The 17410-nt window shown below is 60.1% G+C and carries 14 protein-coding genes and 2 tRNA genes; 1 reads left to right on the top strand and 15 read right to left on the bottom strand.

Annotated elements, in window-relative coordinates; genetic code table 11:
• Positions 1–6: 6 nt before the first annotated feature.
• The 15 genes from QRX40_RS03675 to QRX40_RS03605 form a co-directional block, all read right to left on the bottom strand.
• Positions 7–1377 carry an extracellular solute-binding protein gene (locus QRX40_RS03675; RefSeq protein WP_313836405.1) on the bottom strand — a complete coding sequence of 457 codons (1371 nt, stop codon included), beginning with the start codon at positions 1375–1377 and terminating at the stop codon, positions 7–9.
• Between the two features lie 56 nt (positions 1378–1433).
• Positions 1434–2969, bottom strand: coding sequence for an alpha-N-arabinofuranosidase (locus tag QRX40_RS03670; RefSeq protein ID WP_313836403.1), 1536 nt, complete (start codon positions 2967–2969; stop codon positions 1434–1436).
• Between the two features lie 483 nt (positions 2970–3452).
• A tRNA-Asn gene (locus tag QRX40_RS03665) sits at positions 3453–3525 on the bottom strand.
• A 78-nt stretch (positions 3526–3603) separates the two neighbouring features.
• A complete protein-coding gene (gene tsaD / locus QRX40_RS03660) occupies positions 3604–4647 on the bottom strand; it encodes a tRNA (adenosine(37)-N6)-threonylcarbamoyltransferase complex transferase subunit TsaD (RefSeq protein ID WP_313836401.1) in 1044 nt (347 codons plus the stop codon).
• Positions 4640–5152: a ribosomal protein S18-alanine N-acetyltransferase gene (rimI, locus tag QRX40_RS03655; protein WP_313836400.1), complete on the bottom strand. Its 513-nt coding sequence runs from the start codon at positions 5150–5152 to the stop codon at positions 4640–4642. The genes tsaD and rimI overlap by 8 nt, the downstream gene beginning before the upstream one ends.
• Positions 5149–5937 carry a tRNA (adenosine(37)-N6)-threonylcarbamoyltransferase complex dimerization subunit type 1 TsaB gene (gene tsaB, locus QRX40_RS03650; protein WP_313836399.1) on the bottom strand — a complete coding sequence of 263 codons (789 nt, stop codon included), beginning with the start codon at positions 5935–5937 and terminating at the stop codon, positions 5149–5151. The genes rimI and tsaB overlap by 4 nt, the downstream gene beginning before the upstream one ends.
• Positions 5934–6536: a tRNA (adenosine(37)-N6)-threonylcarbamoyltransferase complex ATPase subunit type 1 TsaE gene (tsaE, locus tag QRX40_RS03645; RefSeq protein ID WP_313836398.1), complete on the bottom strand. Its 603-nt coding sequence runs from the start codon at positions 6534–6536 to the stop codon at positions 5934–5936. The genes tsaB and tsaE overlap by 4 nt, the downstream gene beginning before the upstream one ends.
• On the bottom strand, positions 6533–7510 hold the full coding sequence (gene holA, locus QRX40_RS03640) for a DNA polymerase III subunit delta (RefSeq protein ID WP_313836397.1): 978 nt from the start codon (positions 7508–7510) through the stop codon (positions 6533–6535). Before holA ends, tsaE begins: the two co-directional genes overlap by 4 nt.
• Before the next feature lie 28 nt (positions 7511–7538).
• Complete coding sequence (locus tag QRX40_RS03635; protein WP_313836396.1) at positions 7539–9032, bottom strand: ComEC/Rec2 family competence protein; 1494 nt, start codon at positions 9030–9032, stop codon at positions 7539–7541.
• Positions 9033–9445: 413 nt separating this feature from the next.
• Positions 9446–10111 (bottom strand): helix-hairpin-helix domain-containing protein, encoded by a 666-nt coding sequence (locus tag QRX40_RS03630; protein WP_313836395.1) that lies wholly within the window; start codon positions 10109–10111, stop codon positions 9446–9448.
• A gap of 100 nt (positions 10112–10211) precedes the next feature.
• On the bottom strand, positions 10212–13181 hold the full coding sequence (leuS, locus tag QRX40_RS03625; protein ID WP_313836393.1) for a leucine--tRNA ligase: 2970 nt from the start codon (positions 13179–13181) through the stop codon (positions 10212–10214).
• Positions 13182–13256: 75 nt separating this feature from the next.
• A complete protein-coding gene (locus tag QRX40_RS03620; protein WP_313836391.1) occupies positions 13257–14087 on the bottom strand; it encodes a glutamate ABC transporter substrate-binding protein in 831 nt (276 codons plus the stop codon).
• A 9-nt stretch (positions 14088–14096) separates the two neighbouring features.
• Positions 14097–15047: a magnesium transporter CorA family protein gene (locus QRX40_RS03615; RefSeq protein WP_024627661.1), complete on the bottom strand. Its 951-nt coding sequence runs from the start codon at positions 15045–15047 to the stop codon at positions 14097–14099.
• 106 nt (positions 15048–15153) lie between these two features.
• Positions 15154–15969, bottom strand: coding sequence for a DUF1287 domain-containing protein (locus tag QRX40_RS03610; RefSeq protein ID WP_029676252.1), 816 nt, complete (start codon positions 15967–15969; stop codon positions 15154–15156).
• Positions 15970–15974: 5 nt separating this feature from the next.
• A complete protein-coding gene (locus QRX40_RS03605) occupies positions 15975–17000 on the bottom strand; it encodes a D-2-hydroxyacid dehydrogenase (RefSeq protein WP_306222078.1) in 1026 nt (341 codons plus the stop codon).
• 213 nt (positions 17001–17213) lie between these two features.
• Between QRX40_RS03605 and QRX40_RS03600 the strand changes: the two genes are divergently transcribed.
• Positions 17214–17286: transfer RNA gene (locus tag QRX40_RS03600), tRNA-Ala, on the top strand.
• Positions 17287–17410: the final 124 nt, after the last annotated feature.

Below are 17410 nucleotides of genomic sequence, written 5' to 3'. Positions count from 1 at the left end.
GAGCAGTCACTCTGTAGTGAAACCTTGCTGCTTGGCATAATTGTTCAGCTTGGTTTCCAGAGTCTTCAGGGTCTCCTTGCAATCATTGCCTTTCTTAACGATTGCAGAGAAAGACTTAGTCTGTTCGTCATAGGCATAAGTCTGGAAGGGCAGGAACTCGTCGCCTTTCCAAGCATTAGCCACCGGAATGGTGACTTCATTAGGCTTTTGGTTGCCCAAAAATGGCTCTTGCATGTTCTTGAAAGCGTCCGATGCGAGCTGCTTCTTCCAAGATGGGAACAATGCACCATCGGTGACACCGATATGCTGTGCTGTATCTGAATCGAACAGATCGTGAGCAACGCTGGCCGCTGCTTTGGTGTCTTTGGCCTGATCAGTTACAGCCCAAGCGGATCCTCCCTGGTTGACCTGAGGCGTGGAGTCATCCCAAACCGGTGCCTTATAGATCCTGAAATTGCCGCTTGAAGAATTGTCCAAACCCTTGATGTAGCCAGTCAGCCAGGAAGCCTGAACATAGGCGGCATACTTGCCAGAAATCATATTGTTGTTCCAGTCGGTCGTATTGGCGTCCGTGGTGTCGACCAGACCCTCCTTGACCAGGTTCTGCCAGTATTCTAGAACCTTCTGAACGCCTGGGGTATCCAACTTAATACCTACCTTGTCAGGCGTCTTTGACGAATACTCGTATACCTTCTCTCCTGCCTGAGCAAAAAGTGCAGGATTGACAGCAGTGCCGTTAGGAGCCCAATCGCTCAGGAATCCGTCGAAACCAGCAGCTTTAAGATCCTTGCCTGCCTGCTCGAATTCCTTCCAAGTAGTAGGAACCTTGACGTGGTATTTATCGAAGATGTCCTGACGCACATACATGACGAAGGGACCAAGATCGACAGGAACGCCATAAACGGAGTTGCCGCCACCCATGCTCACGCTCTTCCAGGCGCCTTCCGTGTACTCCTGCTTGTGATCATTCATGCCATACCTGCTAAGGTCAACCAGATGCTTTTGAGCTCCCGCGACAAATTGCGGCATTGCTTCATACTCAAGCTGGATGATGTCAGGACCGCCGGACTTGGCTTTTATAGCATTATTGAATTTGGTGTATTCGGGACTTCCCTGACCAGCATTCGTCCAGCACACTTGAATATCATCATGATTCTCGTTGTAGTCATCGACTACTTTCTGAATGGCCGGATACCAGGCCCATACGGTAACCTTTTCTGCATTTGGCTTCTTGACCTTGTTCTGGCATTGAGCATTGGCATTCGCAGTTTTATCGCTGTGCTCAGCCTGACTTTCATTCTTGGCTCCTCCGCCACCGCCACAGGCAGCCATGGAAATCGCCAAGACTCCCGAGAGTGCCGCTGCAATGATTCTCACAGTTCTCCTCATTATTTCTCCTTTGAATATATGTGGAAACCAACAATTTGTAATTATCAATCTAAGTGGATAGCCGTCCACGAAACCGGAGGAAGCATGATGCTCAGTTTGCCGTTCTCAAAGGTAAAGTCCTTACGCGTCTGCAAACCGATACGTTCGGGATCCTCAAGCGTATTGCGAGCATCAACATCGTCATCATGAAGGCTCTGGACAACCACTTTCCCAGCTTTATAGAGTCCAGAAAGGTCGGAACGATACTCCACGCTCCGATCAAGACTGCGGTTGACAACAAAAACAGTCAGCGAACCATCAGCTCCTCTGACCACCACAGAGTCCGTCATCGGCACATCGCCGTATTGGCTGGTTTCGCATGTTTCAGCATCTTCCTGAGAGGGTAAGACACTGCCACCCTTGGCGTATTTGGCAGTCAGAGCAAATGGGAAGAAGATGGTTTGTCTCCAAGCAGGGCCGCCGGGTTCTGTCATGATGGGTGCAATGACGTTGACCAGCTGAGCCAGACTGGCGGAATGCACGATATCAGCATTTCTGAGCAGGGTGATCAGTAGATCGCCAAACACCACTGCATCAGCAACCGAATATATATCTTCCAGAAGTCTGGAACCCTGAGGCCAGTTGCCTATGCCTACTGGAGGCTTACTCGGTTCTGCATCCTGATACCAGACATTCCATTCATCGAAAGATATATAGACCTGATGCTTGCTCTTGAGTCTGCCTCGAACTGCAGCTATGACCGAAGCCACATCGCGGATGAACCCATCCATATCGACGCCGGAAGCCAAAAAGCTGGCCATATCACGATTGTGCGGCTCATAATACGCGTGGCAGGAGATGAAGTCGATTTGATTGTAGGCTTCCTCCAATACAGTCCGTTCCCATTCACCAAATGTAGGCATACTGTGTGAAGAAGAGCCACAGGCCACCAACTCTAGATCGGGATCGACCATACGCATCGCCGTTGCAGTCTGAGCAACCAGTCTGGCGTATTCGTGGGCGGTCTTGTGCCCGATCTGCCAAGTACCATCCATCTCATTGCCTAAGCACCACATTCGAATTCCAAACGGTTGCTCACGGCCATTGCGCCGACGCATGTCAGACAAAGCCGTGCCAGAAGGAATATTGGCGTACTCAAGTAGATCAAGGGCCTCTTGAATACCCCGTGTACCAAGATTGACAGCTTCCATGAGCTCGTTGCCGCCCAACTCATCCAGCCAATCCGCCATCTCATGAAGACCGAATTCATTGCTTTCGCCCGAATGCCAGGCCAGATCGATACGCTTAGGACGTTCGGAGCGCGGACCGACACCATCCTCCCAGCGATACCCGGATACAAAATTCCCGCCGGGATAGCGGATGGCAGTGACACCAAGCTCCTTTACCAAATCAATGACGTCCTGTCTGAATCCCGCCTTGTCCGCAGTCGGATGGTCTGGTTCATAGATGCCTGTATAGATACCACGACCCAAATGCTCAATAAACGAGCCGAAAATGCGTTCATTGATGGGAATGGACCTTGTCCGCGTGTCCAGAATCAGATGCGCTTTTCCAGGCTTTGATTGTTGCCGTTCTTCCATGGATCTGGTCTCCTTCCCCCTGCCTTTTGTGTCTATCAGCAGTGCAGGGTTTTACGTTTTAAGTACAACGTTGTTTTCATTACGAAATATGCAGAAGTATCATTTCTTTGCCTCGCTTTTCTTCGTGCAGCCCTGCACATCGCTGCTTACACTATACAACAAAATGAAAGAGCAGAATCAACAACACATACAACGTTGTTCTAGTTTGCCTGAAAAGAAGCGCGACACGCCATCCGCAGCAACACGATGTTTGAGGGATCTGTCGGGTCTTATGACTGTTGTTATCCATAGGTATAGCTCAAAGTCGACTATCTATTCACTGAGTTAAAGAAAATACATAGAGAGGCAGAGCCACGACTATCTCCTATGAGCCACTCAGTCGAAACCAATAAGCTAGCCCATTGCAATGACGAGCCTGTTCGTAGCAGATAGCACCAGTATGCTTATATAAAGAAAAACCGCCGGATAACCGGCGGTTGGAAGCTCCCGCAGCTGGGCTTGAACCAGCGACATTTCGATTAACAGTCGAACGCTCTGCCAACTGAGCTATGCGGGAATGTCCCGTTCAACTCTCGCTGAACACAGTTACCATACTATAGTCAGGACTCTCGTATCCGACAACTTGGCGTGTCGATTACATGAGAACCCGATCCATGGGCATGGCCGAATCGATGGAGAAGTCAGGAGCAGAGGGAGCCAGTCCGGCCTGAACCAGATTGACGCCCAGCATGGCCACCATGGCGCCGTTGTCCGTGCACAGGTTGATCTTCGGAATGCGGACCTTGATGCCCTCCTGGTCGCCGAACTCCTGGAGCTTGCCACGCAGCTGCGAGTTGGCCGAGAACCCGCCGCCGACAATCAGGGTATCCGTGTCGAACCTGTGGCAGGCGGCCATGGCCTTGCGGGACAGGACGGTGGCCACGGAATCAGCCAGGGAGGCGCAGACATCATCCACGGGAATGTCGAGCCCGGCCTGCCGTCTGCGTTCGACCCATCGAGCCACGGCCGTCTTGACCCCGGAGAAGCTGAAGTCATAGGGATGCTCGGCTCCGGCCCGGCCTTTGGTCAGACCCTGGGGCACGGCAATGGCATGAGGATCGCCCAGACAGGCGTGGCGGTCGATGTGGGGGCCGCCCGGATAGGGGAAGCCGAGCAGACGGGCGATCTTGTCGAAGCACTCCCCCGCTGCGTCGTCCAAGGTGGTGCCCACCACCTGGACCGATCGCGCCAGATCATCCACATGCAGCAGTGAGGTGTGGCCGCCGGAGACGATCAGGGCCAGGGCATTCTGAGGGAAGGGGCCGAACTGGAGCTGGGTGACCGCTATGTGTCCTATGACGTGGTTGATGCCATACAAGGGCTTTTTCGCCGCCCAAGCCAGCGCCTTGGCACCGGAAACGCCTACAGCCAGGCATCCAGCCAATCCAGGACCAGCCGAGACCGCTATGGCATCCACCTGGGACAGGTCCATATCCGCATCCTTCAGGGCCTTGGAGACGACCGGCACAAAGGACTCAGCGTGTGCCCGCGAGGCGATCTCAGGTATGACGCCGCCGTAGCGGGCGTGCTCGTTCATGGAGGATGCGACCACGTTGGACAGCAGTCGGTTGCCCTGGACCAGGGCGGCAGCGGTCTCGTCGCAGGTGGATTCGATGCCCAGCACCAGGGGCTCACTCATGGTCAATGATCCTTTCCTGTCCCTCCGAAAGCTTGTTGCTGACAAAACCCACCGGACCCGGTCCAATCGAGCTTAAAGGTCTGGTCATAGCCCAGGCGTCAACATCCTCAGGCTGATAGTAGCCCTTGCACAGACCCGTCTGTGAGAAGCCGAAGTCCTTGTAGAGGTCAATGGCCGCAGGGTTGTCTACGCGGACCTTCAGGTTCATGCGTTGCAGACCCTCGCGATCGGCTCCGGTAATTATCCTGGCCAGCAGAGATCCTGCAATGCCGCGATGCCGGGCTTCCGGCAAGACCCCGAGGGTCATCAGCTCGGCATCCCTTTCGCCTGACCAATAGCCTCCGTAGCCCAGTATGGCACCCTGGTCTTCCCATACCAGGTAGGTGCGTGAAGGCGCAGACAACTCGAACCGCAGCTCCTGCCGGCTCCAGGCCTGGTCGCCGAAGACGCGCGATTCCAGATCGACCAACCGGTCCAGATCCTCTAAGACCGCCCCGCGAATCATGATTGGACTGCCACATGCTTAAGCGGATTGGGCACGGAGACATCCGGCCGGCGAAGATAAAGTGGCTCCACCGGGTCGATCAGACCATGCTGGGCACGTCTGGCAGCGCAAGCAGCCATCAGGCCTGTCCCCCGTGTCCGATCCTCCAGGAAGGATCCTTCGTCCAGCACAACCCGCATATCGGAATGCTGATCCAGACGCTCCCACTGGTCGGCATAGCGGGTGGCTCCATGGCCGCTGATGACCAGAGTGACAGGGTCCTGATCCACAGACTCCCGCTCTTCCGCAATGGCCGCGATCTTCTCACAAATAACCGCCGGATAGTCTATGCTCATTTCGGTCAGCGGCCGTGCCGGAGCCTCTGCGCCACCGAAGTCGTCAAAGAGACGGTAATAGAGCTGCCGCCGTCGAGCATCGTTGACAGCCAGAACCAGAAGCCGTGCATGGTCTTGGCCCTGCCGCTTGAACCTGCTGTAGGCATAGCGGGCCTGCGGCTCCAGGATGTCCTGTCCCAGCAGACAGGCACCCGTGGCGAACGCCAGGGCTTTGGCGGTGACGATGCCTGCCCGCAGACCGGTGAAAGGCGCAGGCCCCAGTCCCACTACGATGGTCCGCAGATCGTCTGCAGACAGCCCAGCCTGGTCCATGACCTTGGCGATATTGACCTGGAGGCGTTCAACGTGCGAGCGCGAGTCGGTCTCGATGCACGGCTCCCGCCCTGGCAGCCCCACAGTCGAGCCATATGAGGTATCGATCACCAAAAGGGACGTATCGGTCCCACTCATGCCGTCATCGCCTTTCTCAGCTGATCCATTCTATTGGCCCATGACGGGCCCACTCCACGCAGACGTACCATACGCTGACCCTGGGAGCTGGGTGGCGCCTCAGGATCTTCCCGGGGATCCACGGGTCGGGCGATGCTCACTTCCAGACGTTGATCGGCCAGGGCAGAGGCCATCTGCTCGCCCCATTCCATCAGAATGATGGTCCTTTGGCCAGGGTCTTCCAATTCCTCATCCAGACCAAGGGACTCCAGCTCGTCCAGGAGCCGATCCACGGCATCCTCCCCGGGCAGATAGCCCTGTCCACCCAGCCGGTAGGCATCCACGTGGATCAGGGTAACCGGCGAGCCGTCGGACAGATGGCCATGCAGCTCTCTTGCGATGGTGAAGGTGGGCGAGACCACAGGGCCGTCCACTCCAAGTCCGTGGCCCAGCCCCTGGGCCAGCGTGGTCTTGCCTGCCCCCAGAGGCCCGGACAGGAGGATCACGTCCCCGCCTTGTAGACACGAGGCCAGGTTTCTGCCCAGTCCTTGCATGTCCTCGCCTGTAGGCACAGCCAGTTCAAATCCGTCCTGTTGCCGGGCACTGACCTGCAAGCTCATGCCAATGTCCTTCCCTTGGCGGCGATCAGCTCCACTGCCCGTTCCAGGGCATAGCGGGCGTCGCCGCTGCTGGTCTTGCTGATCTCATCAGCTCGGGCCAAGGCCTCGATGCAGGCCGCCAGGCCGGCGGAGGTCCATCCATGCAGCTGTCTCTTGGCCTCCCGCAACTGCCAGTAGGCGGCCTTGGCCTCGGCTGTGGTAATGGATCCCGACTCGATGGCCGCCTCCTTGCCTAGCGTCCGCAGCTTCAGGGCCAGTACGCCAATCAGGGAGACGGGTTCGTTGCCCTGCTCCAGGGCTGTACGCAGAGCGACGACGGCTTGGGCCGGACTGCCGGCAAGGGCCCTGTCCGCCACCGCGAAACCGGATACAGCCGGGTTATCGGTCAGATAACGGTTGACGATCTCCAAGGTCATGGGATCCTGGTCGAAATCGAAGCAGAGCTGGGAGCACATGGCAGCCAGTTCCGGAGTGCGCTCGCCCAGGACATCAACCAGGCGCTGGGCCGCCCGTGGCTGGATGCGGCGCTGATGGGCTTTGAAACGCCCGTAGACGAAGTCGACCTTGTCGTCGAACTTCTTCAGATCCGGCATCCGCTCCGTCACCGCTCCGGCCCGCGCCATTTGGTCCAGAAGCCTGCGACCCCGGTTGCCCCCGTCATGACGTGCGATGACGATGCTGGATCCGGCCCCTGCGCTCTCACGGCAGAAATCGATCAGGGCCTGGCTCAGGGCTTCATCAGCCGCCTGCAGATCATCCAGACAAACCACAGATGTCTGACTGAGCAGGGAGGGTCCGACCGCCTCCTGAAAGGCGTACGCGTCGCAGTCTGACGCGTCCAGCTCAATGTATTCGCTGTCCGGATGGGCGGCGCATGCCTGCGCGCACAGCTCTTTGAAACGCTGAGCGTTGAGGAAGGGATCGCCGCCGACCACCAGATGGACGGAAGGGTTCTCCTGCTGAGCTTTGGTCATGACTCAAATCTCCCTTCATCGCTGGACATTAACCTGGGTCGTTTTTGAAGACCAGCTGGGCTAGAAGGCCATAGGTCTGCCGCAGCCAGCGCTTGGCTGACAACCAGGCCGACGGCCGGAATGGAACCCCCGAATTCGCCCCTGTCACAGCCGGCCATGAATGGTCCCGCCCCCGAGCACGGATGAATCGCATCAACCGATGATCGATCAGGGTCATGAGACCCAGACCGACCAGGCAGGCGCTGCCGACCGGCCCCGGTGGCCAGGCCGCCGGAGCAGCCGCTTCGCCCAGCCAGGTGGCGGCAAAAGCCATGACTCCGGTACCCAGGGAGGTCAGTCGGGCCAGCAACAGACCCACTGGAGGCCAGAGCCAGGAGGTGAGCAATGCCAGCAGGCCGGTCACTGTGGCAGCGTCGACCACAGGGGTGACCAGCAGGTTGGCCAGTGGAGCCAGTAGAGGTAACCCAGGACTCATCAGCACCTGCACGGGCAGCGTACCGGCCTGGGCGCACATGGTCGTGGCCAATGGACGTGCCAGAAATGCCGGCAGATGATCCTCAAGGAGGGCCGACAACCGCCGGTTGCCCAAACCGATGCCCAGCACGGCTCCACAGGAGAGAGCGAAGCCGAAGCTGGCAGCCATGGAAGGTCGCACGATCAGAACCAGCAGGACGCACCAGGACAGCGTGTTCAATGACTGGGCAGGCCGGCAGGCGGCCAGAGCCAATGCCGAAAGAAGCCCCATGGCCTGAGCTCGCAAGACTGAATCCCCGGGAACCATCAGCATGCCCAAACCCAGATAGGCGGCAGACAAAACCAAGGCCATCAGCAAGGGCGGCGAGCGCAGGGCTCGCATGATCCTCACCAGCAGCGAGGCCAGGATCATGAAGTGCCCGCCGGAGACAGCCATCAGGTGCAGGATGCCCGATGCCCGGAAGTCCTGGGTCAGACGGGTTGCATAGGCGGGCTCCACTGCCGGTCTGCCCAGGGAGCCATCCGATCCGGGCAGGGCCTGGTTGCCGAGGATGCCCATGGTCAAACCCGGCACCAGGATCCTTCCCTGATCGTCCAGTCTGCCGGTCTGTTCGAGAAAGGCCCTTTGCATACGGGCGATCAATCGTCTACAGGGGCCTGGCGGCTCGACCTGTTTTGTGCCGTCTTCCACAGCCAACCAGGGAATAGGACGGCCGTAAGCAGGGGGCTCCAACAGGCCCCGCGCAAGATACTGCCCGCCCTGTTGCAGCAGGCATGATCGGCTTCGAGCGAAGAGCATGATCCGTTCATCGGAAGGCATGCGCACCCCGGCCACAGTCACCCATTGCAGCCTGATCTCCGCCTGACAGTCCCAGCCTCGCCGAGAGGATGCACTCATAGGGCCCACAGCCCGGCCGCGAATCTCGGCCAGCGCTTTTCCCTGACGGATCTGCCGGGCTGCCGGCCCGCTGCGCGCTGACTCATGACCGACTGCGGCGGCCAATGCTGCAGTCAGAGCCACCGCAGCCAAGACAGCCAAGGTCGGCACGGTGGGGATACACGGAGACTCACAACCTTGGGGCAGCCGGTTCCGTGGGCATGTGCGAGAGGGGTGACGCAATACCTGACCCTTGCAATCGGAGTTCTCTGCAGCGACCAAGCAAACGAGTTTGAAGGCAAGCAGGACCATTGCTATGAGTAATGGAAGCGCCAAGACAAGCGGCATCAACCAGACTGAAATGCCCGTGCCCCCACCAGCTATGCCACCTCTGGACTCCCCTGCCGTCTTGGACCAGCCGCCGCTTTTGGCTGACCCGGCCACGGATCCGCCCATGATGCGGTCCAGAAGCCACGGGATCAGCAGGGCAATCGCCCAGGCCAGACAGGCAGCGGGGAGCATACGAAGATTGCGATTGCCGTTTTCTCGATCAGCAGCAGGACGATCTCCTGCCTGGCCGGCCATCATTGCGCCACCAGATATGGGCGTAATCGGGCCAGGGTCTTGGCACCGATGCCGGGGACATCCAAAAGCTGATCGACCGAGGCGTAGCGACCGCCGATAGCACGACGATGCTCCAGTATTTTTGCTGCTGTGACCGGTCCGATTCCCTTGACATTCTCCAGATCCTCTTGGCTGGCGCTATTGAGATTCACTCGGCCAGTCTGATCTACTGTTCCTGCGGAGGTGCTGGTGGCCGGAGCAGCAGAGGGATTGCCCGCCCTTTCACCATGCTGAGCGGAATCTGAGACCGAGTCAGTATGCTCGCTGCCTTCATCACCATGGGTGTTCCGACTGGGATCGTTTCCTGAAACATGCTTGCTTCGGTGTGCAGCACTGTTGGCATCGCCGTCTGCAGGAGTCGATGAGATGCCCCCGGATCCGTCGACTGCTACTCCTGCAGCCAGCGCCCGTTCCTGCTGGACCAGCAGGGTCAGGCTGACAGCAAGGGCAACCACCAGCATAAGAATGGCTGTCAAGGCCTGAAGCGGGGTAAACGACCAGACGGGCCGATTACGCCGAGTCTGGGATTCGGCCATGCCTTCGGCTGACCCCTCTGACCGGGCAGATTGATTCAGAGCCAGAGCTTGCAAGGGCGGCGCCGGCGGCTGGGTGATGTTGATGCTCATGGACCCAGCCTGGCATGAAAAAGCCCCCCGATATGAGGTCGGGGGGCTATGTGGTCGAAGGTCATCGCCTGTCCACAGCCTGGCTGCGGGCAGTGCAGGGTCACGCTGGCACGACCGAAACGATCTTGGGCGCCTTGACGATGACCTTGCGAGGCTCCTTGCCACCCAGCCGTTCCTGAACGGCGGGCAGTGCCAGGGCCATGGCCTCGAGCTGGTCGGGCGCGATGTCGGGGCTGACCTGCAACTTGCCGCGGATCTTGCCCTTGACCTGAACTACGGCGGTGACCGTGTCCTCGCCAAGATAGCGATCATCCCAGGTCGGCCACTGGGCATGCGCCAGGGATTCCTTGTGACCCAGACGGCTCCAGAGCTCTTCGCAGATGTGGGGGGCGATGGGCGAGAGCATGAGCACCAGTGGCTCAACGGCTGCCCTGGGCGTCGGATTCAGCCCGGTCAGATGGTTGTTGAGCACGATCATCCTGGCGATGGCTGTGTTGGGCCGCATGGCCTCCATCTCCACAGTCACGTCGTGGATGGTGGTGTTGAGCAGCTTCAGGGTCTTCTGGTCGGGCTCACCCTCGTCCAGGACCACCTCACCGGTCTGCTCGTCCACCACGTTGCGCCAGAGCCGCTGCAGGAAGCGCATGCCGCCCACCACGTTGCGCGTGTTCCAGGGCCTGGACTCGTCCAGGGGTCCCATGCTCATCTCGTAGAGGCGGAAGGTGTCGGCCCCGTAGGTGCGGTACATGTCGTCCGGAGTGATGATGTTCTTGAGGCTCTTGCCCATCTTGCCGAACTCGCGGTTGACCGGCTGCCCCTGCCAGGTGTAGCTGACCTTGCCGCCCTCCTCATGCTCCTCCACCTCGGCGGCGGGCACGTACTGGCCGCGCTGGTCCGTGTAGGCGTAGGCCTGGATCATCCCCTGGTTGAAGAGCTTGTGGAAGGGCTCCTTGGACGAGACATAACCCAGATCGTAGAGGACCTTGTGCCAGAAGCGGGCATAGAGCAGGTGCAGCACGGCGTGCTCCACGCCGCCCACGTAGAGGTCGACGCCGCCCGACTCACCGGCCGTGGCGTTGTGCCTGGGCCCCAGCCAGTAGTCGTATTCCTCCGGATCGACCATGTGCTGGTCATCCTTGGGATCGATGTAGCGCATGTAGTACCAGCAGGAACCGGCCCAGTTGGGCATGGTGTTGGTGTCCCTGTGGTAGACCTTGGGGCCGTCGCCCAGATCCAGGGTCACGTTCACCCAGTCCTGGTTGCGGCTCAGCGGTGCCTCGGGGCTGGACTGGGCATCCTCGGGGTCGAAGGTCTTGGGCGAATAGTCGGGCACGTCCGGCAGGGCCACCGGCAGCTGGTCGTCGGGCAGCAGGTGGGGCAGGCCCTGGTCGTCATAGACCACCGGGAAGGGCTCGCCCCAGTAGCGCTGACGGGAGAAGAGCCAGTCGCGCAGCCGGTAGGAGACCGTCCCATGACCGACTCCCGCCGACTCCAGCCATTCAGTGACCTTCTCAATGGCCTGGTCAACCCGCAGACCGTCCAGGCTGAGCGGGTCGCCAACGGCCTGAGTGGCATGGACCGAAGAGTTGACCACAATGCCGTCGTGGGAGACGAAAGGCGCCTTGCCCCGATAGTCGTCCAAGGTCTGTCCGGAATCGGCCAGCGGGCTGACCGTATAGACGACGGGCAGGCCATACTTGACGGCGAAGTCGTAATCGCGCTGATCGCCGCCTGGCACAGCCATGATGGCTCCAGTGCCGTAGTCCATCAGCACGTAGTCAGCAGTGAAAATAGGCAGCTTGGCCCCGGTGATGGGGTTGAGAGCGTACAGCCCGGTAAACAGGCCTGTCTTGGCCCCGCCCTCGTCCACGCGATCCTTGGCGGTTTTGGCCTCGGCGGCCCTGCGATAGGCCAGCACGCCCTCCGCAGGATTGGCATAGCCGCCCTTCCACTGCTCAGGCACATCCTCAGGCCACTCCTGGGGCAGGTGCTGCAGCAGGTCGTGCTCGGGAGAGACCACGGCGAAGGTGGCGCCGAAAAGCGTATCGGGACGGGTGGTGTAGACCTCCATGGTCTGATCGCCGTCAGGGCTGGGCACAGTGAAGTCCACCGAAGCCCCGTGCGACTCCCCGATCCAGTTGCGCTGCATGAGCTTGACCTTTTCGGGCCAGTCCAGAATGTCCAGATCCTCCAGAAGCCGGTGACCGTAGGCGGTGATGCGCATGGACCACTGCTTGAGCTCACGCTGGTAGACCGGGTAGTTGCCGCGCTCGGAGCGCCCTTCAGCGGTCACCTCCTCGTTGGCCAGGACCGTGCCCAGCCCGGGGCACCAGTTGACCGGCGAGCGTGAGATGTAGGCCAGGCGGAAGTCGTTGAGCACCTCGGAGCGCTCGGCATCGTCCAAATCATCCCAGGAGGCGTCGGGATGGCCAGGGATGGCCTTGCTGCCGGACTTGAAGGCTTCGACCAGTTCGCTGATAGGCCTGGCCGAGCCCGTCCCCCCGTCGGCACGGCGGTAGTCGGGGTCGTACCAGGACTCGTAGATGCGCGAGAAGATCCACTGGGTCCAACGCACATAGTCGGTATCGATGGTGGCGAAGGAGCGGCGGTCGTCGAAGCTGAGCCCCAGCCGGTGCAGCTGCCAGCGCATGTTGGCGATGTTCTGCTCGGTGGTGACCCGGGGATGCTGGCCGGTCTGGACCGCATACTGCTCAGCGGGCAGGCCGAAGGCATCGTAGCCCATGGCGTGCAGGACGTTCTCGCCCTTCATCCGGTGGTAGCGGCTGACCACGTCGGTGGCGATGTAACCCAGGGGGTGACCCACATGCAGGCCCTTGCCCGAAGGATAGGGAAACATGTCGATGACGAAGTAGGGACTGCGGCCCCCAGCATGATCGCCCTGGGCATCGGTCAAGTCGCCCTTGGTGTTGGCGGCCCAGAAGGTGCCCTCCTTGTCCCAGCGCTGCTGCCAGTGCTCCTCGATGGTCTGAGCCATGGCGGCATCGTAGCGGAACTTGGGCTGATCGGATTCCTGGGTCTGCTGATGATCCCTGTCTTCATTCGCGTTCATATGGTGAATTATCGCCATTCACATGGACACGGCCGAGCCAGTGTCCAGCATCCGTCATCCTGGCGGAAGCCTTGCTCAGCGATCGCCGGGCCGCAGCGTGCGGGCGGCGGCATCAATGGAATAGCCGATGGACCTGGAGGCCCGGCCCAGGGCGGCCTTGAAGGAGCCGTCCCGCATCATCCTCTTCAAGGCCTGGTCGATGACGTCCACCAGCTCCGGATCCCCGTGGGGCACGCCGATGCCGTAATGTTCGTTGGAGAAGGGCTTGCCGACCAGGCGCAGTTGGCCGCCGCCACGAACATGAGCCAGTCCGGCCAAGGCAAAATCGTCACCGCTGGCGGCATCCGTATCCCCGCTGAGCAGGGCCGTGACGCACTCGGGGAACTCCTCACGCTCCTGGACCTGGGCTTGAGGGGCCAGCGAGCGCACCAGGGCCCCGGAGGTGGACCCCGCTGCCACGCAGACCCGCTTCTGGGCCAGATCCTCCACCCCGGCGATGTCATTCTGTGTTCGACGAACCAGCAGGTCCTGCCCTGCAGCCAGGTAGGGTCCGGCGAAATCCACCAGCTTCTGCCGATCCTGGGTGATGGAGTAGCCGGCCACGACCATGTCCACCTGGCCTTGTTCGAGCATGCGCTCGCGGTCTGCAGGCTTCACCTGGCGGAAGACAATCTGCGACTCGGCGTATCCCAGCTCGTGGACCACGTACTGGGCCACATCCACATCCAGACCCCGGTACTGGCCGGACTGGGCGAATCCAAGCCCGGGCTGGTCGAAGGAGATGCCCACGCTGATCTTGGGCCCGATGGAACCCGCCCGGTAGCGATCCTCCTGACGGCCGCACCCGCTCAGGGGCACCGCCAGAACCAGTGCCAGCAGAGCCGCCGCAATCCTGCGTGCAAACATGATCGGCACCTACTTGAACATTCTCGAGCGCGTCAGGAACCAGGTCACCAAGGCGGTCACCAGACCCGAAAGAATCACCACGACCGCAAACCCCCAGGGCTTGTCGGTGAAGGGCATGCCGAACATGCCCTGGTTGAAGTTCATGCCATACATGGAGAAGATCAGCGTGGGCACCGACAGGCTGATGGAGATGATGGTGAAGATCCTCATCACATTGTTGACGTTGTTGGAGACGATGGAGGCGAAGGCATCGGTCATGTTCGAAAGCACGCTTGAGTAGATGTTGGCCATCTCGATGGCCTGCTTGTTCTCGGTGATCACGTCGCCCAGAAGGTCCTCGTCGTCCGGGTAGCGCTTGATCCGCTCCAGCCCGGTCAGCTTCTCCAGGACGATCTCGTTGGACTTGAGGCTGGTGGCGAAGTAGACCAGGGTCTTGTTGAGCTCCAGCAGCATAAGAATCTCGCGGTTCTGCATGGAGTGGCGCAGCTTGAGCTCCAGCCGGTCCGACTCGCGGTCGATGATGCGCAGGTAGCGCAGGTAGAGGGTGGCGTTGCGGTAGAGGATCTGCAGGATGAAGCGGGACTTCATGAAGGTGTTGAAACCCCGGATGGTGCCCTCCATAAAAGGATGGAGCAGGACGGTGTCCTGCATGCAGACGGTGACGATCAGATCCTCGGTGACGATGATGGACAGAGGGATGGTCTCGTAGTAGTCCCGGCCGTCGCGTTCCTCAGCCCGGGGAATGTCGACGATGACCATGGTGTACTCGTCCTCAACGTCCACACGCGAGCGCTCCTCATCGTCCAGGGGGGCACGCAGGTCAGCCAGGTCGATACCGGTGGTCTGGGAGACGTTGGCCAGCTCGACATCGGTGGGCGCCGATAAGCATATCCATGAGCCCTTGGAAGCCTTGCCGATCTGCTCGATCTGCCCGTTCATGGTGCTGAATACTCTCATCATCGCCATCACCGCCTCTCGTGCTCGAACCTGGCCGACGTTTCTGGCCGAACCGATAGTAGCAGACAACCAGTTACCGCCGTGTTCAATTCCGCAGGGTAGTCCCCGGTCATCCCCGCCATGGCCGCAGGACGGCGGGTTGGATTTTGGAGGCGTCGAAGCGAAAATGCCCGGTGATGGGACGGTGGCCTGGCGAGCCCAGGTAGTCGTTCTCCCTGTCGCGCTGGCCCATGTTGTGCAGAAGCAGGGGAATGCCACGGCTGTCCCTTCTATCGGAGGCCATGCCGATGTGCCAGGAGGTGTCGAAGATGACGATGTCGCCCTGCTGCCACTGGTCGGTGGTCGCAGTGTCGTTGGTCAGACGCTGGGCATGCCGGGACAGGAATACGCCGAGGACGTTGGTCCGCCTGAAGTCGATGTTCGGATCCGGGCTGTTGATCACTCCGGCATAGGCCCCAGGAGACGAGGCGATATCGGCATCGACCATGGTCTTCAGATCGTAGCCGGCCTGCCGGAAGGCCCTCCAGATCTCGTCGGTGCAGGCGCCGCGGTCATCGGGAGGATAGCCGCCCTGGTAGTAGCCGCTGTCATAATGAGGATGGCGGCGGGCCTCCTGATGGGCTCCACGCACCATGGCCGTGTAGTCATCCACGCCGTCATGGTTGTAGTCTACAGGCGAGGTCAGAGGCGAATGGGCCGCGGTCTGCTCTGGAGAATATCCAGGAGGGCCGTGAGAAGCGGTCCTGGGGCCGTTTGCGGAGGAGTTTTGATTGTCTGAATGGCGAGCAGGCCCGACGCCCACCAGCCTGCCAGCCAGGGCCAAGGAGCCCGCCACAATCAATGCAAGCGCCAGCAGGACGGCCGCCCACCGCAGAACCACTGTCCGCCGCTGGCTGCGGCCGCCGCGGTTTCGCTCTGTAGACACAGCGGTCACCTCATCCGGTTGCGCAGGGGCCTGCCATCCATGAACCGATGAAGGTTATCCAGGCAGATTTCCCGAACCTTGTCCATGTTGGAGGGCAGGTAGGCTCCCCCGGCCACATGCGGGGTGAGCAGGCAGCGTGGTTGCCTCCAGAGCGGGTGGTCTTCAGGCAGGGGCTCCGGTTCGGTCACATCCAGACCTGCACCGAAAATGCCGTCCTTATCCAGGGCTTGGGCCAGAGCCATGCAGTCCACGGCATCTCCCCTGCCCGCGTTGATCAGCACGGCGGTGGACTTCATCAATGCAAGACGATGGTCATCGATGATGTGCCGGGTCTGCGGCGTTGAAGGCAGGGCCAGAGCCACTACATCCATCTCAGGCAGCAGGGCATCCAGATCATCAAAACCAGCCAGACGGTCGAACCCCTCCACCGGCTGGTCGGGATGGCGCCTGATACCGATGGTCCGAGCGCCTACGGCCTTGGCCAGACGAGCGAAGGAGGCTCCGATATCCCCTGTGCCTAAAACCAGGACCTGGCAGCCATGCGGCGAAAGGACGGCCCCGCGAGGTTCCCAACGGCCCAAACGCTGATTGTCCCGGTAGGCCGGCAGGTCCTTCATCAGAGCCCACATCATGGCGAACATGTGCTCGGAGACCGACTGCCCGTAAGCGCCTGAGGCACTGGTCAACATGGCGTCCGGAGGCAGAACCCCCGGTTTCATGTAGGCATCCACACCCGCGCTGCTGGTCTGCAGCCAGACCAGGTTACGGCAGGCAACCACCTGCTCGGCCGGCGGATTACCCAAAATGATCGTGGCCTCCGATCGGAGGGATTCAGGGACATCGATGAGCCAATGCATGCTCTGCCGCATGTCCGTGTCGACAATGAACTCCTGACGAACGCCTGGAGCCGCCTGGAGGAATTCCTGTCGTTCACTCTGGTCCAAGGGCAGGCAGTTGATGATGAGCTGGTCCCCAGGATGGTTCTCGTTCCGCTTTTCAACCCGCACTTCGGCATCGTTTTTGCCGGTCATGGTCCGCCGCCTTTCCGTTGCTGCCGACCCCCTTGGTCGCCCCTTGTTCATCATGCTAGCGCACTTGCAAGCTCAGGAATGACTCCAGACCATTCGAGGATAAAATCCATCAATTAGCTCACAATCCCTGCAATTCCGGGGCAACACACTGAGTTGCTCCATTTGCCAATCCCGGTGTACTATAAGCAAGGCTTCACCAAGCAAGGCAAGCACGGGGCTATGGCGCAGCTGGTAGCGCGTCTCCATGGCATGGAGAAGGTCGGGGGTTCGAATCCCCCTAGCTCCACAGATAGGATCTCGAGGTCACCTCGGGATCTTTTTATATTCATTGGGCTTGCAAACGCCAGATCGGGGCCTATAGGAACTAAACGCGTTGTTTTAGGTTCTGTGTGTGGGTTTGGTTGTGTGTT

The organism is Bifidobacterium sp. H6bp9, assembly GCF_032193695.1.
Classification (GTDB): Bacteria; Actinomycetota; Actinomycetes; order Actinomycetales; family Bifidobacteriaceae; genus Bombiscardovia; species Bombiscardovia kimbladii.
This window is presented reverse-complemented; position numbering and strand designations above follow the sequence as displayed.